This is a genomic window from Streptomyces sp. NPDC048275, assembly GCF_040652275.1.
Lineage (GTDB): Bacteria > Actinomycetota > Actinomycetes > Streptomycetales > Streptomycetaceae > Streptomyces.
In genome coordinates this window covers 33,140-50,876 of sequence record NZ_JBEZLR010000020.1, presented here as the reverse complement: position 1 = coordinate 50,876, position 17,737 = coordinate 33,140, and the positions used below count along the sequence as shown (strand labels likewise).

Here is a 17,737-nt window from a genome sequence, read left to right as displayed (position 1 = left end):
TCGGGTGGCCGTCTGACCTGGACCGGGGCGCCTGGAATCTACGAGAGAGAGGACCGACGAGATGACTCTCGCCGAGCTGATCGCCCAGGCGCGCACCGCGCTGGATACGGCGATCGCCACCCGACAGCAGGAGCAGGACGCCCTTGTGGCGCTGCGCTCCGACCCCGACCTGACCGAGGACGCCGTCACGGCGCGGGTCGCCACCCGCGACGCCGCGGACGCCGAGGTCACCCGCCGGAACACGGCCCTCGAGGAGCTGCTCGGCGAGCAGGCCCGCGAGGACGAGATCGCCGCCCTGTCCGCCCGCACCACGCCCGCAGCCACCCGTGCCCCGGCCTACGACCGGGTCGCCCGGGTCGGCGCCGAGGAGCGCACCTACCGGCCCGACCAGGACCGCCGCGGCGCGCAGTTCGAGCAGGACGTCGCCGCGTCGTTCATGGGCGACTTCGAGGCCCGCGACCGGCTCGCCCGGCACATGGCCGAGGAGCGCACGGATCGCGGCGACCAGCTGCGCGCTGCGGGCACCGGGGCGTTCTCCGGCCTGGTCGTGCCGCAGTACCTGACCGAGCTGTACGCTCCGGCGGCTGCAGCGAAGCGGCCGTTCGCGGACGTCTGCCGCCCGCACGTCCTGCCCCCGCAGGGCATGACGGTCAACCTCGCCCGGGTCACCACGTCGACCTCCGTCGATAACCAGTCCGCGGAGAACGCGGCCGTGGCCGAGCAGGACATCGACGACACGCTGATGTCGATCCCGGTGCAGACGGCCGCGGGCCAGCAGACGCTGTCCCGGCAGTCCATCGAGCGGGGCGCCGGCGTCGAGTCGGTGGTCCTGGACGACCTATTCCGCCGATACTCGACCAACCTCGACGGCAAGCTGCTCAACCAGGCCACCAACGGTCTGACCAACGTGGCTACCGCCGTCGCCTACACCGACGCCACGCCGACCGTGGCCGAGCTGTACCCGAAGACGATCGAGGGCCTGGCCGGTGTCGAGGCGGCGATGCTCGACATGGCGTCGGGCGACAACATCGCGGTCATGCACTCCCGTCGCTGGTACTGGATGCAGAACGCCATGGGCTCGACGTGGCCGCTCATCACGCAGCCCGGCGTCATCGCTCAGACTCTCGGCGTCAACTACGGCGAGACCTACGGGCGCGGGGTGCGCGGCCTGCTGCCCAACGGCACCCCGGTCATCGTCGACAACAACATCGCCACGACGCTCGGCGGCGGGACCGAGGACGAGATCTATCTCGCGGACCGGCAGGAATGCCACCTGTGGGAGGACCCGGACGCCCCGATGTACATCCGGGCGGAGCAGACCAAGGTCGCCAGCCTCGGGGTGGTCCTGGTCGTGTACGGCTACTACGCCTACACCTTCGCCCGCTACCCGCACGCCCGGAAGATCGCGGGTACTGGCCTGATCGCGCCGACGTTCACCGGCCTCTGATCCCCCGCCACGTAGGGCCCGCTCCACACCAGGCGCGGGCCCTACGTGCGCCCAACCTCATCCGGCTTCGGAGGAAGCAATGACCGAATCGCAGACGGAAGACCCGATGGTCGCCGCCCTGCTGCGTGAGCGCGAGGGCCTGGTCCAGCGCGACCTGAAGGACCGTGTGGCCCAGGTCGACGAGCAGCTCGCCCTGCGCGGCTACAAGCCGCCGGCCAAGGGCGGGCAACCGTCGGGACAATCGACGCCGCCGAAGGGGCGCCGAACCCGGAGCCCCGAGCAGGCGTGACGTGGCCAACGAGTACGTCACCCTCGAAGAGCTGAAGGTGCAGTTCGGCGTCGTCCCGGACGATGACGTCCGGGACGCGGAGCTGAATCGTGCCCGGGCGTCCGCCTCACGGAGCATCGACAAGACGACGGGCCGCCGCTTCTGGCTGGACCCGGAGCCGGTGCAGCGAGCATTCAACCCGCGCGGCCGGATCGTCCGGGAGACGGACGGAGAGCTGTTCCTCGTCAACGACATCGGCAGCGCCGACGGCCTGATCGTCGAGACCGGGTCCGGCTCGTCCTGGTCGGCAGTCACCGGCTACGAGACCAGCCCGGACAATGCGCTCGCCGAGGGCAAGCCGATCACTGGGCTGCTGCGGGTGCTCGGGACCTGGGGCACGACCACGTCACGGCTGCGGGTGACCGCCCAGTTCGGGTGGCCGGCCGTACCGGACGACATCCACGAGGCGGCGCTGATCCTCGCATCGCGGCTGTTCAAGCGCAAGGACAGCCCGGAGGGGATCATCGGCTCGGCCGAGTGGGGCGGGCGCAACCTCAGCCGCAAGGACCCGGACGTCTGGAACCTGATCGAGCCGTACATCATCCCGGGATTCTGAGGAGCGCCCCATGCAGATCTCTGCCATCCGCGAGGCGATCGCCGAAGCTGCGCGAGCCGTGGTCCTGCCGGAGGGGCTGGCCAAACTGACGTGCTCCGGCTACGTCCCCGACGCCGTGGTCGCGCCGCACTTCTTCGTCGCCGAGTACGAGCAGGTCTTCGACAGAGGGATGTCCCGGAGCCTGGACGAGCTCACCTTCACTACCCGGGTGCTGGTCGGACGCGGCGACGACAAGGCCGCACAGAAGCTGCTCGACGCGATGCTCTCCGGCTCTGGCCCCGCCTCGCTGAAGCAGACGATCGAGCTGGCCCGCGGGGCGCCCGGAGAGTACGCGCTCGGGGGCCTGGCCGACGACCTGCACGTCATGCGCGTGCAGGGCTACCGCTGGTACGAGCACGCCAGCTCTACCTACGTCGGCGCCGAGCTGATGATCAAAGTCATCGGAGAGGGGAACGCATGAGGATCCGCATGCTGGTCGAGATGCCCGACGGCGCGACCCGCAACGGAGAGCCGTGGCCGCCCAAGGGCGAGTTGGCCGATCTGCCGACTGCTGAGGCCGCGCACCTGGTCGCGTCCGGGGTCGCCGAGGAAGTCACCGACGCACCGCCCAAGCCCACCCGCAAGACCCGGGCAAAGGGAGCCGACGATGGCTAAGACGATCCTGACCAACGTCCGCACGTTCGCGGTCGCCGCTGATCTCACCTCCGCGTCGAACAAGGTCGAGCTGTCGGCCGAGGTGGAAGACAAGGACTCCACCAACTACGCCAGCCAGGGCTGGAAGGAGGTCATCGGCGGGATCGCGTCGGCCGAGATCTCCGCAGAGGGGCAGTGGGAGGCGGGCGACCCGAGCAAGGTCGATGACGCGTCCTGGGCGGCCCTCGGCGGGGTCGGGCCTTGGTCGATCAGCGGCAACAACGACGCCAGCGTGGGCGGCCTGGTGTACTTCACGAGGGCGATGCGCTCGGACTACAAAATGTTCGACGCGGTCGGCGAGGTCGCACCGTGGACCGGCACCGCCAAGTCGGCGTGGCCGCTGGTCCGCGGCCAGTTCGCCCACCCGCCCGGCACCGCACGTACCGCGTCCGGCAACGGCACCGGGCTGCAACTGGGCGCCGTCGCTGCGGGCAAGCGGGTGCACGCCGCGCTGCATGTTCTGTCGGTGGCCGGCACCACGCCGAGCCTCACCGCCCGCGTCGAGTCCAGCGTGGACAACACCTTCAGCGCGCCCACCACGCGGCTGTCGTTCAACGCGGCCACCGGCGTGGTCGGGCAGATCCTGCGCAGCGACGGCACCGCGATCACGGATACGTGGTGGCGGGTGGCCTGGACCATTTCCGGCACCACGCCGTCGTTCCTGTTCGTCGCCTCTCTCGGCATCCAGTAGCCGCTCACCCCACCCAGCAGGCCCCGCAGCGGGCCCGTTCGTCATGCCCTGAAAGGGGGGCCCGCCGTGCCCAAGATGGTTCTGCTCGCCCAGTACCTGTCCATCAACGCCAACGTCCTGAACACCTACACCAAGAAGGCCGAGCTGACGATCGAGGTCGAGGACAAGGACATCACCACGTTCGCGTCGCTCGGCTGGAAGGAAGTCCTCGGCGGGCTCAAGTCCGCGGAGCTGGGCTGCGAGTTCCTGCAGTCCTTCACCGCTGCGGAACTCGACGCGATCATGTGGCCGCTGCTCGGCACCGTCGTGCCGTTCGAGGTGCGCGCCGACCAGACCGCCGTGTCGACGTCCAACCCGAAGTGGACTGGGAACATCCTGATCAACGGATGGAGCCCGCTCACCGGCAGCGTCGGCGACGAGGCCACCGTCTCGCAGGGCTTCCCCACGTCCGGGGCCGTGGTCCGGGCTACCGCGTAAGGAGGCTCTGATGGCGTCCACTGCGTCGCTCGGTCTGGAGCTCACCCCGCAGAACCTGCGGGAGATCTCCCGCGCTCTGCGCGCCGAGGAGGACGGCAAGCAGCTGCGCAAGGAACTGACCCGCAACATGCGCGACGCGCTCAAGCCGGGGGCCGCCGACGCGAAGAGCGCCATCATGTCGATGGCGTCCGCGACACCGCACGGCGGCCCGGCACTGAAGTCGTCGATCGCGCGGAGGATCCGGCCCGAGGTCCGCATCAGCGGGAAGTTCCCCGGCGCCAAGATCAAAGCCATGAAGACGCCGAACGTGCGCGGCTTCGCCAACGCGGCCAAGCGCACCAACAGGGCGAGCGGCTGGCGGCACCCGGTCTACGGCAACCGCGAGGTGTGGATCCAGCAGCACGGCAAGACCAAGTGGTTCGACCACGCCTTCGAAGGCCAGGAAGGCCACTACACGCGGGCCGTTCAGTTCGCGCTGGCCGACATGGTCAACCGCATCGCGTCCCGATCCGAATGAACTCATCACCTAGGCGGTCACGTTGAAGGTCACCTACACCCCCGAAGACAACGAAGAGCAGGTCTTCAACTACAACCCGAACAAGCTCATGTCGGCCGAGCGTGAAGCCCTGGAAAAGCGCACCGGCATGAGCTTCAACGACTTCGCCATGGGCGTCTTGCGGGGCAACGCACTGTGCCGCAGGGCGCTGCTGCACGTCCTGCTCAAGCGGCAGCATCCGACGCTCCGCTTCGACGACGTCGATTTCTGCTGGGACGAGTTCAAGGTCGAGATGACCAAGGGAGAGATCGAGCTCGCCGTGGAAAGGCTTCGCGAGAAGAAGGGCGACGAGGCGCTCATCGACGGCATGCTCAAGGACTTCGACGACGCGCCGGAGGATGAGGGAAAAGCCCGGCTGCCCTTCGCCGTCTGAGCCACCTGGGCACCGCCGCGCACGTGCTGCACATGAGCCCCCGCGACTGGGACCAGCTCACCGTCGAAGAGACGGATCACCTCCTGGACTGGCTGGACGACTACCTCGCGCAGCTGGAGAAAGCCGCCCAGTCCGCGCGCTGACCCTCGACTGAAAGGGGGGCCGACGTGTCGGACACGAGCCTCGTCTTCGCCCTGTCCGCCCGGGACAACACCGGTCCCGGGATGCGCTCGGCTCGCCAGACGGTCGAGACCGAGACGGACGGGATGGCGGACGCCGCCGCCTCCAACGGCTCCAAGATGGGCGCGGCCCTGGCCGCGGCGGGCGCTGCGGCCGGCGCCCTCGCGGGTGCCGCGATCATGTCCACATTGGCGCAGGCGATGGACATGTCCGAGGCGACCACCCGTCTGGAAGCCCAGCTGGCCAACACGACGGCCGACGTGAGCGCGGCCACGGACGCCATGACCGCTGTCTTCACCGACGGCTGGGGCGAGTCGGCCACCGAGGTCGGCGACGCGATCAAGTCCGTGACCTTGAACATGGACGAGTTCACCGGCAACCAGCAGGGCCTGGAAGACATGACGAAGAAGGCGATGGCCCTGGCCGACGTCTTCAACGGCGAGGTCAACACGGCCACGGCGGCGGCCGGACAGATGGTCAAGACCGGCATGGCGGACAGCTTCGAGGAGGCGATGGACCTCCTGGCCGCCGGTCTGGGCAGCGTCGCCAACAAGAGCGAAGACTTGCTCGACACGTTCAACGAGTACTCCACGCAGTTCCGCCGTGTCGGCCTGGACGGCGCCACCGCCATGGGCCTGATCAGCCAGGGCCTGGAGGCCGGCGCCCGGGACGCCGACGCGGTCGCTGACTCCATCGGCATCTTCAGCGAGATGGCCCTCGCCGGGGGCAAGAAGGTCAACGACGCGTTCGCGTCGATCGGCCTGAACGGCGAGGACATCGGCAGGAAGATGCGGGCCGGTGGCGACACGGCCACGCAGGCATTGCAGGACACCATGGACGCCCTGCGCGGCACCGACGACGAGACGGTCCGCCTGGCCGCGTCACAGGTGCTGTTCGGGGATCTCGCCAACACGCAGGCGGACGCCCTGTTCGCCCTCGACCCGGCATCCGCGGCCGCCGCGGGCGGCTTCGACAACGTGGCAGGGGCCGCCGACAAGGTCGTCAAGAAGCTCGAAGACAGCCCGGCGATGAAGATGGAATCCTTCAAGCGGGGCGTGCAGCAGAACGTCATCGACTTCCTCGGCGGCAGCGTGATCCCAGCGGTCGTCGACTTCAAGTCGCGCTTTCAGGAGGAGTTCGGCGGCATCTGGGACGAGGCTGGCCAGGGCGGTACGGAGGGCGCAAACAGGATCGCCGCGTTCGTGCAGATCCTCGGCCAGACGATCGTCACCAAGATCGGGGAGTTCGCTCCGAAGGCCGCGGCCGCGATCGGCGGGCTCGGCCAGAAAATGGCGTCCTACGTCATGTCGAACCCCGTGGCCGTCTTCAAGATCATGGCGATCGGTACGGCGCTCGTCATCGCCTTCGGCGCGCTGCCCGCGCTGATCGCCGTCGCAATCTCCGCGGCCGCGGTGTCGATGATGGTGGGCTTCGTGTCGCGGATGCTGTCCGCGCTGAACGAAAACATTCCCCGCTGGTGGGCCGCGTTCACCGGCTGGGTCTCCGCCAAGGCAGGCCAGGCGGGCCAGGTCTTCACCGTCCTCGGCACCGCCGTCGGCATCTGGTTCTCCGGACTGTGGAACCGCTACATCTCCGGCCCGGTCAGCCGACAGTGGGGAAGCTTCATCGGCAGCGTCGGCACCCTGCCGGGCCGGACGGCGGCCGCTCTGGGTGGCCTCGGCAACAGGCTGGCGTCCTCGGCGCACGCGGGCTGGCAGCGCTTCAGGGACGCGTCCGCGACCAAGGCCACAGCGTTCATGACGTGGAGCCGCGGCATCCCAGGCCGCATCTCCAACGCGATCGGCGGCCTGGGCGGACTGCTCCACAGCAAGGGTGCCGACGTCGTGCGCGGCCTGTGGAACGGGATCTCCGGCATGGGCGGATGGCTGTGGAACAAGATCAGATCGTTCGTCAGCACCAACGTGGTCGACGCGGCCGCGTCGTTCCTGCACATCGGGTCGCCGTCCAAGCTCATGGCGTCCGCGATCGGCCACTGGCTGCCGCCGGGTATCGCCCAGGGAGCCGAGGACAACCGCGGCGTCCTCGACACGACCATGCAAGGCCTCGTCGACCCGCAGCTCGCCATGCCCTCCGCCCCCCTCCGCTCCGGCACGGCCCCACTCCTGGGCTCCCAGGCCGGAGGCGGCGCCGTCCTGGTGCGCTTCGAGATGGCCGGCGCCGAAGACGAGTTCCACCGCCTCATGCGGAAGATCACCCGCGTCAAGGGACGCGGCAACGTCCAGACCGCCTTCGGGCAGTAAGGAGACCCCCGCTGTGGCGTTCCCCCAGACCCCCCTGGATGTCCGTATCGCGCTCGGCCTGTCCGGGACCTGGACGGACATCACCCCCGACGCCTACCTCCGCAACCCGATCAGCATCGGGCGCGGAGGCAAGGACGAGTCACCGCGCACCGACCCCAGCAGCTGCACGCTCACCCTGAACAACCGGCACGGAAAGTACAGCCCGCGGAACCCGCTCTCGCCGCTGTACGGGCAGATCGGCCGCAACACCCCCGTTCGGGTGTCCGTGCACGCGGGCAGCACCTTCCTGGACGTGCCCGCGGGCAACAGTGTCACCGCCAGCACCCCCGACGCCGCCGCCCTCGACATCACCGGCGACCTCGACGTGCGCGCCGAGGTCCGCCTCGACGACTGGCAGGCCAACTCCCAGCCACAGGTAGTGCTCGCCAAGTGGAACGAGGCGGTCAACCAGCGGTCATGGATGATGTTCGTGTACCAGCGGGAACTGTGGCTCTACACGAGCGCCGACGGCACAGCCGAGCACCAGACCCGCTCGGTCACCAAGCTCGCCGTGCCGCCCACCGGGCGCCTCGCCCTGCGCGCGACCATCGACGTCAACAACGGTGCGGGCGGCAAGACTGTCCAGTTCTTCACCGCCCCCACCCTCAGCGGCCCCTGGACGCTGCTCGCCACCAACACCACCAGCGGCACCACGGCCATCTTCAACTCCACCACCGTGCTCGACGTCGGCAGCGGATTCGGGAACCGGTTCTTCAACATGGGCGGCGCCGTCTACCGGGCCGAGGTCTACAACGGCATCGGCGGGACCCTCGTCGCCAGCCCCACCTTCACGGCCCAGACCGCGGGCACCACCGGCTTCACCGACAGCGCCGGCCGCACCTGGTCCGTCGCCGCCCCGGCGGCAATCACCAACCGGCGCACCCGCTTCACCGGCGCGATCTCGTCGTGGCCCTCACGGTGGGACGTGTCCGGCAAGGACGTGTACGTGCCCGTGGAAGCCGGGGGAATCACCCGCCGCCTCGGGCAGGGCGCGAAGGAACTGGCCAGTACGCTGCGCCGCCGGATCCCCACGTTCTCGCCGCTGGCGTACTGGCCGCTGGAGGAAGGCAAGAACGCCACCCAGTGCTACTCGCCGATCGACGGCGTGCCCCCACTGAAGGTCTCCGGATTCGACATGGCCGCCACCGACACCCTGGCCGGATCGAACCCTCTGCCCGTGATCAGAGCAGACTCGAGCCTGTCCGGGTCGGTGCCCGCACCGGCCACCGCACTGACCCAGTGGCACACCGAGTTCATGTGCTACCTCGACGCCGGGCCCACCACCACCCGCACCCTCATGAACTGGTACGGCACGGGCACCATCACGTGGTGGCGGCTGATGATCGACTCCGGCGGCTGCCAGATCCACGGCTACGACAACGACGGAACCGAGCTCATCACCAGGCTGGTCGCGGTGCCCCAGATTTTCGGCACCTGGTTCCGCTGGAAGCTGTCCGCCACGCAGAGCGGCGGCAACGTCAATTACACGATCCTGTGGACGATCGTCGGCGAGTCCGGGCTGGAGCTCACCGGCAGCTACGCGGGCAGCGTGGGCCGCATCTCCCGCCTCAACTCAACCCCCCACGCAGATCTGGCCGGGGTCACGATCGGGCACATCAGCGTCCTGCCCGTCGCGGGCTCGACCGCCTACAACCAAGGAGACATCGGGTTCGCAGGCGAGACCGCGGCCGCCCGCATGCTGCGCCTGTCCAGCGAGGAAGCCCTGCCGCTCGCCTTCTACGGCGAGGACGCCGACACCCAGCAGGTCGGGCCGCAGCGACCGGCCGCGCTCCTGGACCTGCTCCAGGAAGCCGCCGACGCCGACGGCGGAGTCTTCTACGAACCCCGCGATACGGATGCCGTCGCCTACCGCACCCGCGCCGGCCTCTACAACCAGACCCCGGCCCTCGCCCTCGACTACCTCGCCCAGGGCGAGGTGGCGCCACCGCTGGAACCGGTCGACGACGACCAGATGACCCGCAACGACGTCACCGTGACCCGCGACGGCGGATCCTCGGCCCGCGCCATCCAGACCGTGGGCCCTCTCTCGGTCAACCCGCCGCCCGCCGGGGTCGGCATCTACGACGAGTCCCTCACCCTCAACGTCTTCGACGACGTCCAGACCGAGCCGATCGCCTACTGGCGCATGCACCTGGGCACCTGGGACGAGGCCCGCTACCCCTCCGTGCACGTCGACCTGGCGGCAGCACCCCACCTCATCGACGAGGCGACCGCCATCGACATCGGCGACCGCCTCACCATCGCCAACCTGCCCGCCTGGCTTCCGCCCGGCGGCGCCGACCTGATCAACCGCGGCTACGCCGAGACGATCGGCACCTACGACTGGGACATCACATTCAACTGCACCCCGGCCGGGCCGTGGACCATCGCGGTCACCGACGACACCGTGCTGGGGAAGGCCGACACCGACGGCAGTGTCCTCGCCACCGCGGCTACCAGCACCGCCACCGCCGTCAACGTCCTGACCACCGTCGGGAACGTGTGGACGACGGACGGCGCGGAGATGCCGTTCGACGTCCGGTGCGGCGGCGAAGTCATGGGCGTGTCCGCCACCTCGTCCTGGCTGCGCGACACCTGCACCCGCAGCGTCTCCAGCGGGTGGGGCACCCCGGACGCCGGGCCCGCCTGGTCCACGGTGGGCGGCGGACCGGCGACCGACTACAGCGTCAACGGCTCGTATGCCGTGCAAGTGCTGTCCACGGTGGACGTCTCCCGGCGTACCGCGGTCACCGCCGTGCACCCGGACTTCGACGTCTACGCCGACATCACCACGTCCGCCCTCGCCACCGGCGACAGCCTCTACGGCGCGGTCACCGCGCGCATGCAGGACTCCGGCAACATGTACATGGTCCGGGCCGAGTTCACCACGACGAACACGATCGTCGTGCACATCAGGAAACTGCTCGCGGACGTCAACACGCAGGTCGGCAGCACCTACACACTGCCGTTCACGCACGTCGCCGGGACGTTCGTCCGCTTCCGCTTCCAGGGCACCGGCAGCACGCTGCGGGCCAAGGCCTGGCTGGCGTCTGCGGCCGAGCCCTCGTCGTGGCACATCGAGGGCACCGACTCCTCAATCACCGCCGCCCACCAGATCGGGACGCGGAGCATCCGGGTCACCGGCAACACCAACGCGGCCACCGTGCAGATCCGTTACGACAACTTCGACGTGATCAACCCGCAGACCTTCACGGTGACGCGGTCCGAGAACGGCATCGTCAAGGCGCAGACCGCAGGCACGGACGTGCGGCTCGCCACCCCGGCCATCGTCGCCCTGTAAGGAGGACCTCGTGACCCTGTGGCAGCCCGGCATGACCATCACCGCGGGCCGTCTCAACGACGGCCCGCCGGTCACCACCACCAACTCCGGTCTGGTGGCGGCCACCGGCTTCTCGGTCATCGACTTCCGCGGCTACCGGTGCGGCCGGAACATCACGCTGGACATGTACGTGCACCGCACTGGGGTGGACATCCCGATCACCGGCACCGGCAACATCGCCGACACCCAGACCTGCACCGCCCCGGACGGGTGGCGCCCGACCAGCGGAACGATTAACGGAACCTGGGACGACGGCGTCGCCGAGGGCGGCTTCGTCATCGGCACGGACGGCATCTGCACCATGCGGACCAGCAACGGCGAACTGATCCGTGGCGACGCCACCGCGCCCACGGGCAACGGCCGCAACCTGCGGCTCCACGCCGACTTCATCATCGACGACTAGCAGCCCCTCGCCCCACTTGCCGCCCCGCGCCCGATGGCCGGGGCCTTTCTCATGTCTGGAGACCTCATGGCCGATCCGCTGTCCGCCGCCAAGTTCCTGGCCGCGCTGAGGGCCGAGGGCGTGAAGATTGCCGAGGTCGGCAACTGGCGTACCCACAACCGCAACAGCAAGGGCGCCTGGGGCCCCGTGCACGGGGTGATGGTCCACCACACCGTCACCAAGGGCACCGCCGCCACGGTGAAGATCTGCCGCGACGGGCACAGCACGCTGCCCGGCCCGCTGTGCCATGGCGTCGTCGCCAAGGACGGCACCGTGCACCTCGTCGGCTACGGCCGCGCCAACCACGCCGGCCTCGGCGACGACGACGTACTCAAGGCAGTCATCGCAGAGAAGACGCTGCCAGCCGCGAACGAGGCCAACACCGACGGCAACCGCTCCTTCTACGGCTTCGAGTGCGAGAACCTCGGCGACAACAAGGACCCCTGGCCCGCCGTCCAGGTCGAAGCGATGGTCCGCACGGCCGCCGCCCTGTGCCGGGCGCACGGCTGGGGCAAGGACGGCACCACGTCCGTGATCGGTCACAAGGAGTGGCAGCCCGGCAAGGTCGACCCGCGCGGGCCCGGGGTGTCGATGCCTGACATCCGCGCCCGTGTCGCCGAGCGGCTGAAGCATCCCGCCAGCTGGTCGCCCGGCACGCCCACCCCGGCTCCCCCGAAGCCCAAGCCGCCCACCACCGAGGAGCGGCTCACCTCACTGGAGAAGCGCGTCACCGCGCTCGAAAAGGAGAGCTGACCATGAGGATCTCGAAGTACGCGAAGGCGGCCGTGTCCGCGCTGGCCGCGGGCGCGGGCTCTGTGTCCGTCGCCGTCGCCGACGACACCATCACTGCGGCCGAGGGATGGGCGGCCGGGCTGGCTGTCCTCGCCGCGCTCGGCTTCACGTGGGCCGTGCCCAACCGGCAGGACGGCACCATCCCGCGCGACCTGTAGGGAGCCCCCTTGGACGTCACCACCATCGGCAGCGTGATCGCGCTCGTCGGGGTGCTGTCCGGTTCGGTGGTGGCGTACCTCGGCAAGCGGGGCGAGAACGCAACCGCCCGCATGAACAGCACGATGGACCAAATCCAGGAAGAGCGGGACGGGCTGCGCAAGGAGCTCGCCGAGCGGGACACCCGGATCACGGCGCTGCTTGAGCAACGCGTCACCGACCAGGTGGAGATCGCCCGACTCCGCGTCAAAGTCATCGAGATGGGAGGCGATCCGTGACCCGCACCCAACGGGCGCTCGCCGGACACTGGCGATGGATCGCCACCCTGTGCTGGCTCCTCGCGCTCTCCGGAGCGATGGTCATCGGGTGGTCCTGGTACAGCCAGCTGGCCGACGAGGCCGACCGGCGGGGCGTCGCCGTCGGCACCCTCGCCGGAGACGTCCGCGTCCTGCGCGCGCAGGTGCAGGCCGCTGGCGAAGTACCGAAGGCACCCGACCCGAGCAACGCAGTCGAGGACCTGCCCGCCCGCGAGCAGGTGCCCGTACCCATCCCCGGACCGGTCGGACCGAGAGGCGAACCGGGATCCCCCGGCCCGTCAGGCTCGCCAGGCGAGGACGGGCAGAACGGTGTCGGCGAGCCCGGCGAGTCCGGCGCCCCCGGGATTGACGGAGTTGCCGGGCCGCCCGGACCCCAGGGCGAGCCCGGACCGGCAGGACCCCAGGGTGAACCAGGACCCGCGGGCGAGGACGGGGCCGCCGGCCGCGACGGGCAGACCTGCCCCGACGGCTACAGCATGCAGGCCCCGTCGTATGACCCCGATGCCCTCGTCTGCAGGCGCGACGGAGCCCCCGACCCGGAGCCCGGCAACGGGAACGGGCTGCTCTCCGCAGGCCTCGACCCGAGCCGACGGCAGTACCCGTAGCCCAACGACAGCGCCCCCAACCACGGTCACCACGGCCGTGGTTGGGGGCGCTTCGTCATGCCCGGAGGTGAGCGGCAGCACCCGCCCTCTACGGCTTGGGCAGCTCGGTGACGAACGTTCCGATGCCGGGCTGCATCTGCGCCAGGCCTGCTTCCCTCAGCTCGGTCAGCACTCGGCGCGCGGTCATCTGCGCGATCCCGAACTCGCCGTGCAGCGCCAGTACGCCAGGCAGTTGCGCGCCCGGCGGATACGTCCCGTCAGCGATGCGCGCTTCGATGACCTCGTACACCTGCTGCCACCGTGGGATGTCCGGCTTCCAGTCCATGATCTCGACGCTAGGGATGACAGGCTCACCCGGCGAGACGAGATTGCCTGACACGCCTAGCTACCCTAGCTACCTAGCACTACGCTGCGAGGACGTAGAAGACCCCGGCGGCCGCGCAAACGGCCCCGGGGTGTGGACGACTGGTTGGAGTCGACGTGTTAGAGCCTACGCACACCCCGTCCCGCAGCACAGACCAGGCGCCGGATACCGGCTGGTGCCACTGGCACAAAGGCCCGTCAGAGACCGCGGTGCTGGTCGACACAGCCGAGCGCAGTAGCGCGTCGCCCATCCGGCTGTACGCGTGCGCCCCGTGCCGCGAACAGCGCGCCCTGGCCCCGCTCGTGAGGGGTGTGCAGTCGTGAGCCCCCGATCCGTACAGCCGATCGCGCCCGCAGAGTACGAGGCGCTGCTGAGCCACTGCACGGACTGCCGCTTGTGTCGCTCGGTCCCGGAGCGCGAGTGTCCTCGAGCCGGGGTCCTGCGCCGGAAGTGGCGGGCCGTGTGTCGCCAGATCATCCCCGCGAGGAGCACACGATGAGCGTCTCGTCTCTGCCCCGTAAGCGTGGGCTCGGCGGCTACTGCTGGGAAGAGCACCCGCGCACGAAGGTCCACTGCACCGACCCGGTCGGGCACAAGGGGAAGCACTGGCACGCGTACAGCAAGACCAGTTGGTAGACCGCCCGCCCCGTACCCCGTGCCCAGGGGGCGGGCGGGACCAGGCCCCGGCCGGACGCCGATCCGGCCGGGGCCGCTCTATGTCCGGACGTTGCGCGGCGGTAGGGGTCCGCGAGACAATGGATAGGCCCAGTTCAGGGCACCCGCGGAACCTCCGGATTGCGTGAGCGGTGCGTGAGCGGGCGTCCCAAAGAGGGCCAGAATTACCGGAGTGAGCGGGAGCGCTGGACCCTACCGACCAGGGAAAACGTAGACCGGTCGGAGCCCTCCGGAGTGAGCCAGAGTGAAACCCCAGGACTTTTAATCCATTGGTTGTGGGTTCGAGTCCCACAGGGTCTACGTAAGGGCCCCCAGCTCACAGGCGATGTGAGGTGGGGGCCCAGCTGTTTTTCGGAGGCTCAATGATCGCTAGCTCGGCCAATGCTCGGACGAAGCGCAAACGATCAAGACATGGGGCGGCCCCGGCCGACGAGGGGGTGTCGACCGGGGCCGCGGACGTCGGGTCAGGCGCGGGCTCCGACGATGAGGGTGCCGATGTGGCCCTCCTTCGGAGCCTCCACCATCCGGGCATTCGCGGTGGCGAAGCCGGCCCGGAGCAGGTGCCGCTCCCACACCGCGGGCTTGTAGCTGTACCGGTAGGTGAACATGGCCTTGCCCGCGAACCCGCCCTTGTACATGCCCTGCGGGCCGTAGGCGCCCGGGATGGCCGGCGGCTGGGAGAACACGAACACGCCGCCCGGCACCAGGCGCTCCCGGACGAGCGGGAACAGGCGCGACGGATCGGTGAACCAGGCCGCGCCGAAGATGGAGTACACCGCGTCGTAGCGGGCCTCGTCGGCGGCAAGCCACTCGAGGATCTCGCCCTGCTCGATCCGCACACCGAGCGGCGCCCACTTCTCCCCGGCGCGTTCCACCATGCGGGGTGAGAGGTCGACACCGCAGGCCTTGACGCCCTGCTGTGCGAGATGGGCGAGGGCGCGGCCGGTGCCGCAGCCGATCTCCAGCGCTGATTTCGGGGTGTCGAGCAGTTCGGGGCCGGGGCCGTGTCCGGCGTACTGGGTCCAGCAGAACGTGGGCTCGGCGTCGTCCTTGAAGGCAGACTCGGCGAAGGCGTCCCATAGTTCGGTCTCGGCGGGGATGTCGTGGGGCACGGGCACGGATGTTCCTCTGGTCTTTGGGATGCGGGAGCCCCCGCCCTCGGGAGCCGTGAGGACGGGGGCGACTGTAGCGGGCTCAGTGACTGTCGGGGACCTTGTCGTCGCACGGTGAGCAGTCCGTGCCGTCGATGGCCCACAGCTCTTCGTCGATCGCCCAGCCCTGGCTCTTCAAGAAATCGCCGGTGCGCAGGCACAGGCCGTCGCGGCGGCGCTCGATGAACGGGGCGTGGTGCTTGAACCGGCCGCCGTTGTAGAGGCGGCAGATGCCCCACCAGACGGGTGTGTCGAGGATCAGTTGGTGGACGCCGATGTCGACGAGCTTGCCGACACCGCAGTGCACGTCCGGGTTCTCGATCGAACCCATGACGTACATGACGGCGTTGCCGAGGATCCGTTCGGCCATGTCGCGGACCATCGTGTGATCGCGCAGGAGCAGCGCGATCTCGCGGTCCCAGATGCTCATACCGGAGTCGAAGATGTTGACGGTCAGCTCCGTGATGTGCGGAGCGACCGCGTTGAGTAGCTCTTGCGGGTCGCGGGTTCGGGTTGTGGTGGAACGCTCTAACGCGACGGTCACGTCTTCCTCCTGTTGCGGACGGATGCCCCTGTTGGGGTGATGGCCCGTCCGCTCCCGAGCTGCAGGAGCGGGCGGGAGTCTCAGAGACCGGAGCCGTGCCTGCTCAGCCGGAAGTTCCCGACGGGCTGAGGCGGCGTGCAGTCCTGCGCCTCGGCGTGAACGATCAGGCGGACGTCAGGGCCGGAGATGCGGGGCAGCCAGCGGACTATGCCGTGGTTGGTGTGGACACCGCAGGCGACGCAGACCCCTTCCGCGTGCTCGGGCTCGTTGTCCCATATGGGGCTCATCCGGTCAGCCCGCCCTTCGTGCAGCGAGGGCAGCAGCACGGCGGGAAGGCCATGCTGAACGCGGCTTCGTCGGCGGGTGGGAGCGAGCGGGAGCAGACGGGAGTGCGCTCCATCGTCTCGGGGTTGACCCGGTAGACCTTGATCGTCAGACCGGGGTGTGTAGGGACGCTGCCTGTGTCGGTCACAGATTTACGGTGGCCCGGTCACGGTGAGTTCCGCGGCGTCAGTGCAGGCGTCAAACCGGCGACATGGGGGGCGTCAATTCGGTGTCATTACGTCTGCCCGAGGGCTACCGTGACCGCATGGCCACACCGAACAGCGCACTGCGAGCGGTCCGCATGGGCCTGCTCATGTCCCAAGACGACTTCGCCCGCGCGGTCCGTGAGGCCGGCGCCCGCGTAGGCGTCCCCAACGATGCGAACAAGCGGCTCGTACAGCGCTGGGAATCCGGCACCACAGCCGCGCCCCGCCCCGTCTACGCCCGCGCCCTCGAAGATGTCACCGGCCTGCCCATCGAATCCCTCGGCTTCACCCTCAGCGTGCCCATGGCGCGAGTCTCCGACGACGGCCATGGCGGGCACGACATGGAAGCCGGGGTCAACGGCGTCGCCCCCGCGGTGAGCGCGCCGCAGGGCGTGCCACAGACCTCGTCGCGCAACTACTCCGGGGTGTGGCTGTCGCGGTACGAGTACTTCTCCAGCGGCCGCGACTCCGCCTTCACCGGCCTGCACTACGTGGTGGTGCTGCAGCACGGCAACCGGCTCACCGTGCGCTCGCTGCCCGGCTCGTCGGACTCGCCGCTGACGATGGACCTGGAAGTGGACGGCCACGTCGCCACCGGCACGTGGACGGAACAGACAGCATCCGAGGGCTACTACCGAGGGGCCCGCTACCACGGGGCGATCCAGCTGATCGTCGAGCCGACCGGACGTCGTATGACCGGCAAGTGGGTGGGCTTCGGCAAGGAGTTCGACGTCAACACCGGCCCGTGGGAGCTCGTCTTCCAGGACGCATCGACGAACAAGGCGACGCTCGCCGCCTACGACCGGCGCCCCGAGGCCTGACCCCAGACGCGACGAAACGCCCTCTGCACGGCCGTCATGACCGTGCAGGGGGCGTGGTGTTGTCGGGCCATGGGTACTGGCGGCGCTGCGGATCGAGGGCCGCGGAGAGCGGCCCGTTCCCGCCGACACCGTTCTGCCCGTCCTCGCCTGGCGAGCCAGACGGGCAGGGGGATCCCGGCTCGCCTCTCGGCCCGACCGGTCCGGGGATGGGCACGGGCACCTGCTCGTGGGCGGGCAGGTCCTCGACTGCCTCGCTCGGGTCGGGTGCCTTCGGCACCTCGCCCGCAGCCTGTACCTGCGCGCGCAGGACACGCACGTCCCCGGCGAGGGTGCCGACGGCGACGCCCCGCCGGTCCGCCTCGTCGGCTAGCTGGCTGTACCAGGATCAGTCGATGACCA

At 69.5% G+C, this 17,737-nt stretch carries 24 protein-coding genes; 19 read left to right on the top strand and 5 right to left on the bottom strand.

Annotated elements, in window-relative coordinates:
* Positions 1–61 precede the first annotated feature (61 nt).
* From AB0D57_RS14905 to AB0D57_RS14830, 16 genes are all read left to right on the top strand, one after another.
* Complete coding sequence (locus tag AB0D57_RS14905) at positions 62–1,447, top strand: hypothetical protein (RefSeq protein WP_362071706.1); 1,386 nt, start codon at positions 62–64, stop codon at positions 1,445–1,447.
* A 79-nt stretch (positions 1,448–1,526) separates the two neighbouring features.
* Positions 1,527–1,736 (top strand): hypothetical protein, encoded by a 210-nt coding sequence (locus AB0D57_RS14900; protein ID WP_362071704.1) that lies wholly within the window; start codon positions 1,527–1,529, stop codon positions 1,734–1,736.
* Between the two features lies 1 nt (position 1,737).
* Positions 1,738–2,331, top strand: coding sequence for a phage gp6-like head-tail connector protein (locus AB0D57_RS14895; protein WP_362071701.1), 594 nt, complete (start codon positions 1,738–1,740; stop codon positions 2,329–2,331).
* 10 nt (positions 2,332–2,341) lie between these two features.
* Positions 2,342–2,791 (top strand): hypothetical protein, encoded by a 450-nt coding sequence (locus AB0D57_RS14890; protein ID WP_362071699.1) that lies wholly within the window; start codon positions 2,342–2,344, stop codon positions 2,789–2,791.
* The gene (locus tag AB0D57_RS14885; protein ID WP_362071697.1) at positions 2,788–2,985 is read left to right on the top strand and encodes a hypothetical protein; all 198 of its coding nucleotides are present in this window, start codon (positions 2,788–2,790) and stop codon (positions 2,983–2,985) included. Before AB0D57_RS14890 ends, AB0D57_RS14885 begins: the two co-directional genes overlap by 4 nt.
* Positions 2,978–3,715: a hypothetical protein gene (locus tag AB0D57_RS14880; protein WP_362071695.1), complete on the top strand. Its 738-nt coding sequence runs from the start codon at positions 2,978–2,980 to the stop codon at positions 3,713–3,715. Before AB0D57_RS14885 ends, AB0D57_RS14880 begins: the two co-directional genes overlap by 8 nt.
* Before the next feature lie 75 nt (positions 3,716–3,790).
* On the top strand, positions 3,791–4,192 hold the full coding sequence (locus AB0D57_RS14875) for a phage tail tube protein (protein WP_362071817.1): 402 nt from the start codon (positions 3,791–3,793) through the stop codon (positions 4,190–4,192).
* Positions 4,193–4,202: 10 nt separating this feature from the next.
* Positions 4,203–4,709: a hypothetical protein gene (locus AB0D57_RS14870; RefSeq protein WP_362071693.1), complete on the top strand. Its 507-nt coding sequence runs from the start codon at positions 4,203–4,205 to the stop codon at positions 4,707–4,709.
* A gap of 22 nt (positions 4,710–4,731) precedes the next feature.
* A complete protein-coding gene (locus AB0D57_RS14865) occupies positions 4,732–5,121 on the top strand; it encodes a hypothetical protein (RefSeq protein WP_362071691.1) in 390 nt (129 codons plus the stop codon).
* 167 nt (positions 5,122–5,288) lie between these two features.
* On the top strand, positions 5,289–7,562 hold the full coding sequence (locus AB0D57_RS14860) for a phage tail tape measure protein (protein WP_362071689.1): 2,274 nt from the start codon (positions 5,289–5,291) through the stop codon (positions 7,560–7,562).
* Between the two features lie 13 nt (positions 7,563–7,575).
* Entirely contained in the window at positions 7,576–10,902 is a 3,327-nt protein-coding gene (locus AB0D57_RS14855; RefSeq protein ID WP_362071687.1) for a hypothetical protein, read from the top strand.
* Between the two features lie 10 nt (positions 10,903–10,912).
* Positions 10,913–11,344, top strand: a complete 432-nt coding sequence (locus AB0D57_RS14850) for a hypothetical protein (protein ID WP_362071685.1) — start codon at positions 10,913–10,915, stop codon at positions 11,342–11,344.
* Positions 11,345–11,410: 66 nt separating this feature from the next.
* Positions 11,411–12,136 (top strand): N-acetylmuramoyl-L-alanine amidase, encoded by a 726-nt coding sequence (locus tag AB0D57_RS14845; protein WP_362071815.1) that lies wholly within the window; start codon positions 11,411–11,413, stop codon positions 12,134–12,136.
* Between the two features lie 2 nt (positions 12,137–12,138).
* Positions 12,139–12,333, top strand: a complete 195-nt coding sequence (locus tag AB0D57_RS14840; RefSeq protein WP_362071683.1) for a hypothetical protein — start codon at positions 12,139–12,141, stop codon at positions 12,331–12,333.
* 9 nt (positions 12,334–12,342) lie between these two features.
* A complete protein-coding gene (locus AB0D57_RS14835; protein WP_362071681.1) occupies positions 12,343–12,609 on the top strand; it encodes a hypothetical protein in 267 nt (88 codons plus the stop codon).
* Positions 12,606–13,253: a collagen-like protein gene (locus tag AB0D57_RS14830; protein ID WP_362071679.1), complete on the top strand. Its 648-nt coding sequence runs from the start codon at positions 12,606–12,608 to the stop codon at positions 13,251–13,253. Before AB0D57_RS14835 ends, AB0D57_RS14830 begins: the two co-directional genes overlap by 4 nt.
* A gap of 88 nt (positions 13,254–13,341) precedes the next feature.
* Here the strand turns inward: AB0D57_RS14830 and AB0D57_RS14825 are convergent, their stop codons facing one another.
* Positions 13,342–13,578, bottom strand: a complete 237-nt coding sequence (locus AB0D57_RS14825) for a winged helix-turn-helix domain-containing protein (protein ID WP_362071677.1) — start codon at positions 13,576–13,578, stop codon at positions 13,342–13,344.
* Positions 13,579–14,112: 534 nt separating this feature from the next.
* On the opposite strand from AB0D57_RS14825, the gene AB0D57_RS14820 reads away from it, so the two are divergent.
* Positions 14,113–14,253, top strand: a complete 141-nt coding sequence (locus tag AB0D57_RS14820) for a hypothetical protein (RefSeq protein ID WP_362071675.1) — start codon at positions 14,113–14,115, stop codon at positions 14,251–14,253.
* 503 nt (positions 14,254–14,756) lie between these two features.
* Here AB0D57_RS14820 and AB0D57_RS14815 read toward each other — a convergent pair.
* From AB0D57_RS14815 to AB0D57_RS14800, 4 genes are all read right to left on the bottom strand, one after another.
* Positions 14,757–15,410 carry a class I SAM-dependent methyltransferase gene (locus tag AB0D57_RS14815; RefSeq protein WP_362071673.1) on the bottom strand — a complete coding sequence of 218 codons (654 nt, stop codon included), beginning with the start codon at positions 15,408–15,410 and terminating at the stop codon, positions 14,757–14,759.
* 76 nt (positions 15,411–15,486) lie between these two features.
* The gene (locus AB0D57_RS14810; RefSeq protein ID WP_362071671.1) at positions 15,487–15,987 is read right to left on the bottom strand and encodes a hypothetical protein; all 501 of its coding nucleotides are present in this window, start codon (positions 15,985–15,987) and stop codon (positions 15,487–15,489) included.
* Between the two features lie 80 nt (positions 15,988–16,067).
* Positions 16,068–16,274 (bottom strand): hypothetical protein, encoded by a 207-nt coding sequence (locus AB0D57_RS14805; protein ID WP_362071669.1) that lies wholly within the window; start codon positions 16,272–16,274, stop codon positions 16,068–16,070.
* Complete coding sequence (locus AB0D57_RS14800) at positions 16,271–16,459, bottom strand: hypothetical protein (RefSeq protein WP_362071667.1); 189 nt, start codon at positions 16,457–16,459, stop codon at positions 16,271–16,273. The genes AB0D57_RS14805 and AB0D57_RS14800 overlap by 4 nt, the downstream gene beginning before the upstream one ends.
* Before the next feature lie 117 nt (positions 16,460–16,576).
* Here AB0D57_RS14800 and AB0D57_RS14795 point away from each other — a divergent pair, with 117 nt between their 5' ends.
* A complete protein-coding gene (locus AB0D57_RS14795; protein ID WP_362071665.1) occupies positions 16,577–17,338 on the top strand; it encodes a helix-turn-helix transcriptional regulator in 762 nt (253 codons plus the stop codon).
* 226 nt (positions 17,339–17,564) lie between these two features.
* Entirely contained in the window at positions 17,565–17,708 is a 144-nt protein-coding gene (locus AB0D57_RS14790; protein ID WP_362071663.1) for a hypothetical protein, read from the top strand.
* Positions 17,709–17,737: the final 29 nt, after the last annotated feature.

Coding starts and splice junctions, on each gene's coding strand:
- AB0D57_RS14905 (WP_362071706.1), top strand. CDS start 62: ATGACTCTCGCCGAGCTGATCGCCCAGGCGCGCACCGCGCTGGATACG.
- AB0D57_RS14900 (WP_362071704.1), top strand. CDS start 1,527: ATGACCGAATCGCAGACGGAAGACCCGATGGTCGCCGCCCTGCTGCGT.
- AB0D57_RS14890 (WP_362071699.1), top strand. CDS start 2,342: ATGCAGATCTCTGCCATCCGCGAGGCGATCGCCGAAGCTGCGCGAGCC.
- AB0D57_RS14885 (WP_362071697.1), top strand. CDS start 2,788: ATGAGGATCCGCATGCTGGTCGAGATGCCCGACGGCGCGACCCGCAAC.
- AB0D57_RS14880 (WP_362071695.1), top strand. CDS start 2,978: ATGGCTAAGACGATCCTGACCAACGTCCGCACGTTCGCGGTCGCCGCT.
- AB0D57_RS14875 (WP_362071817.1), top strand. CDS start 3,791: ATGGTTCTGCTCGCCCAGTACCTGTCCATCAACGCCAACGTCCTGAAC.
- AB0D57_RS14870 (WP_362071693.1), top strand. CDS start 4,203: ATGGCGTCCACTGCGTCGCTCGGTCTGGAGCTCACCCCGCAGAACCTG.
- AB0D57_RS14845 (WP_362071815.1), top strand. CDS start 11,411: ATGGCCGATCCGCTGTCCGCCGCCAAGTTCCTGGCCGCGCTGAGGGCC.
- AB0D57_RS14840 (WP_362071683.1), top strand. CDS start 12,139: ATGAGGATCTCGAAGTACGCGAAGGCGGCCGTGTCCGCGCTGGCCGCG.
- AB0D57_RS14825 (WP_362071677.1), bottom strand. CDS start 13,578: ATGGACTGGAAGCCGGACATCCCACGGTGGCAGCAGGTGTACGAGGTC.
- AB0D57_RS14820 (WP_362071675.1), top strand. CDS start 14,113: ATGAGCGTCTCGTCTCTGCCCCGTAAGCGTGGGCTCGGCGGCTACTGC.
- AB0D57_RS14805 (WP_362071669.1), bottom strand. CDS start 16,274: ATGAGCCCCATATGGGACAACGAGCCCGAGCACGCGGAAGGGGTCTGC.
- AB0D57_RS14795 (WP_362071665.1), top strand. CDS start 16,577: ATGGCCACACCGAACAGCGCACTGCGAGCGGTCCGCATGGGCCTGCTC.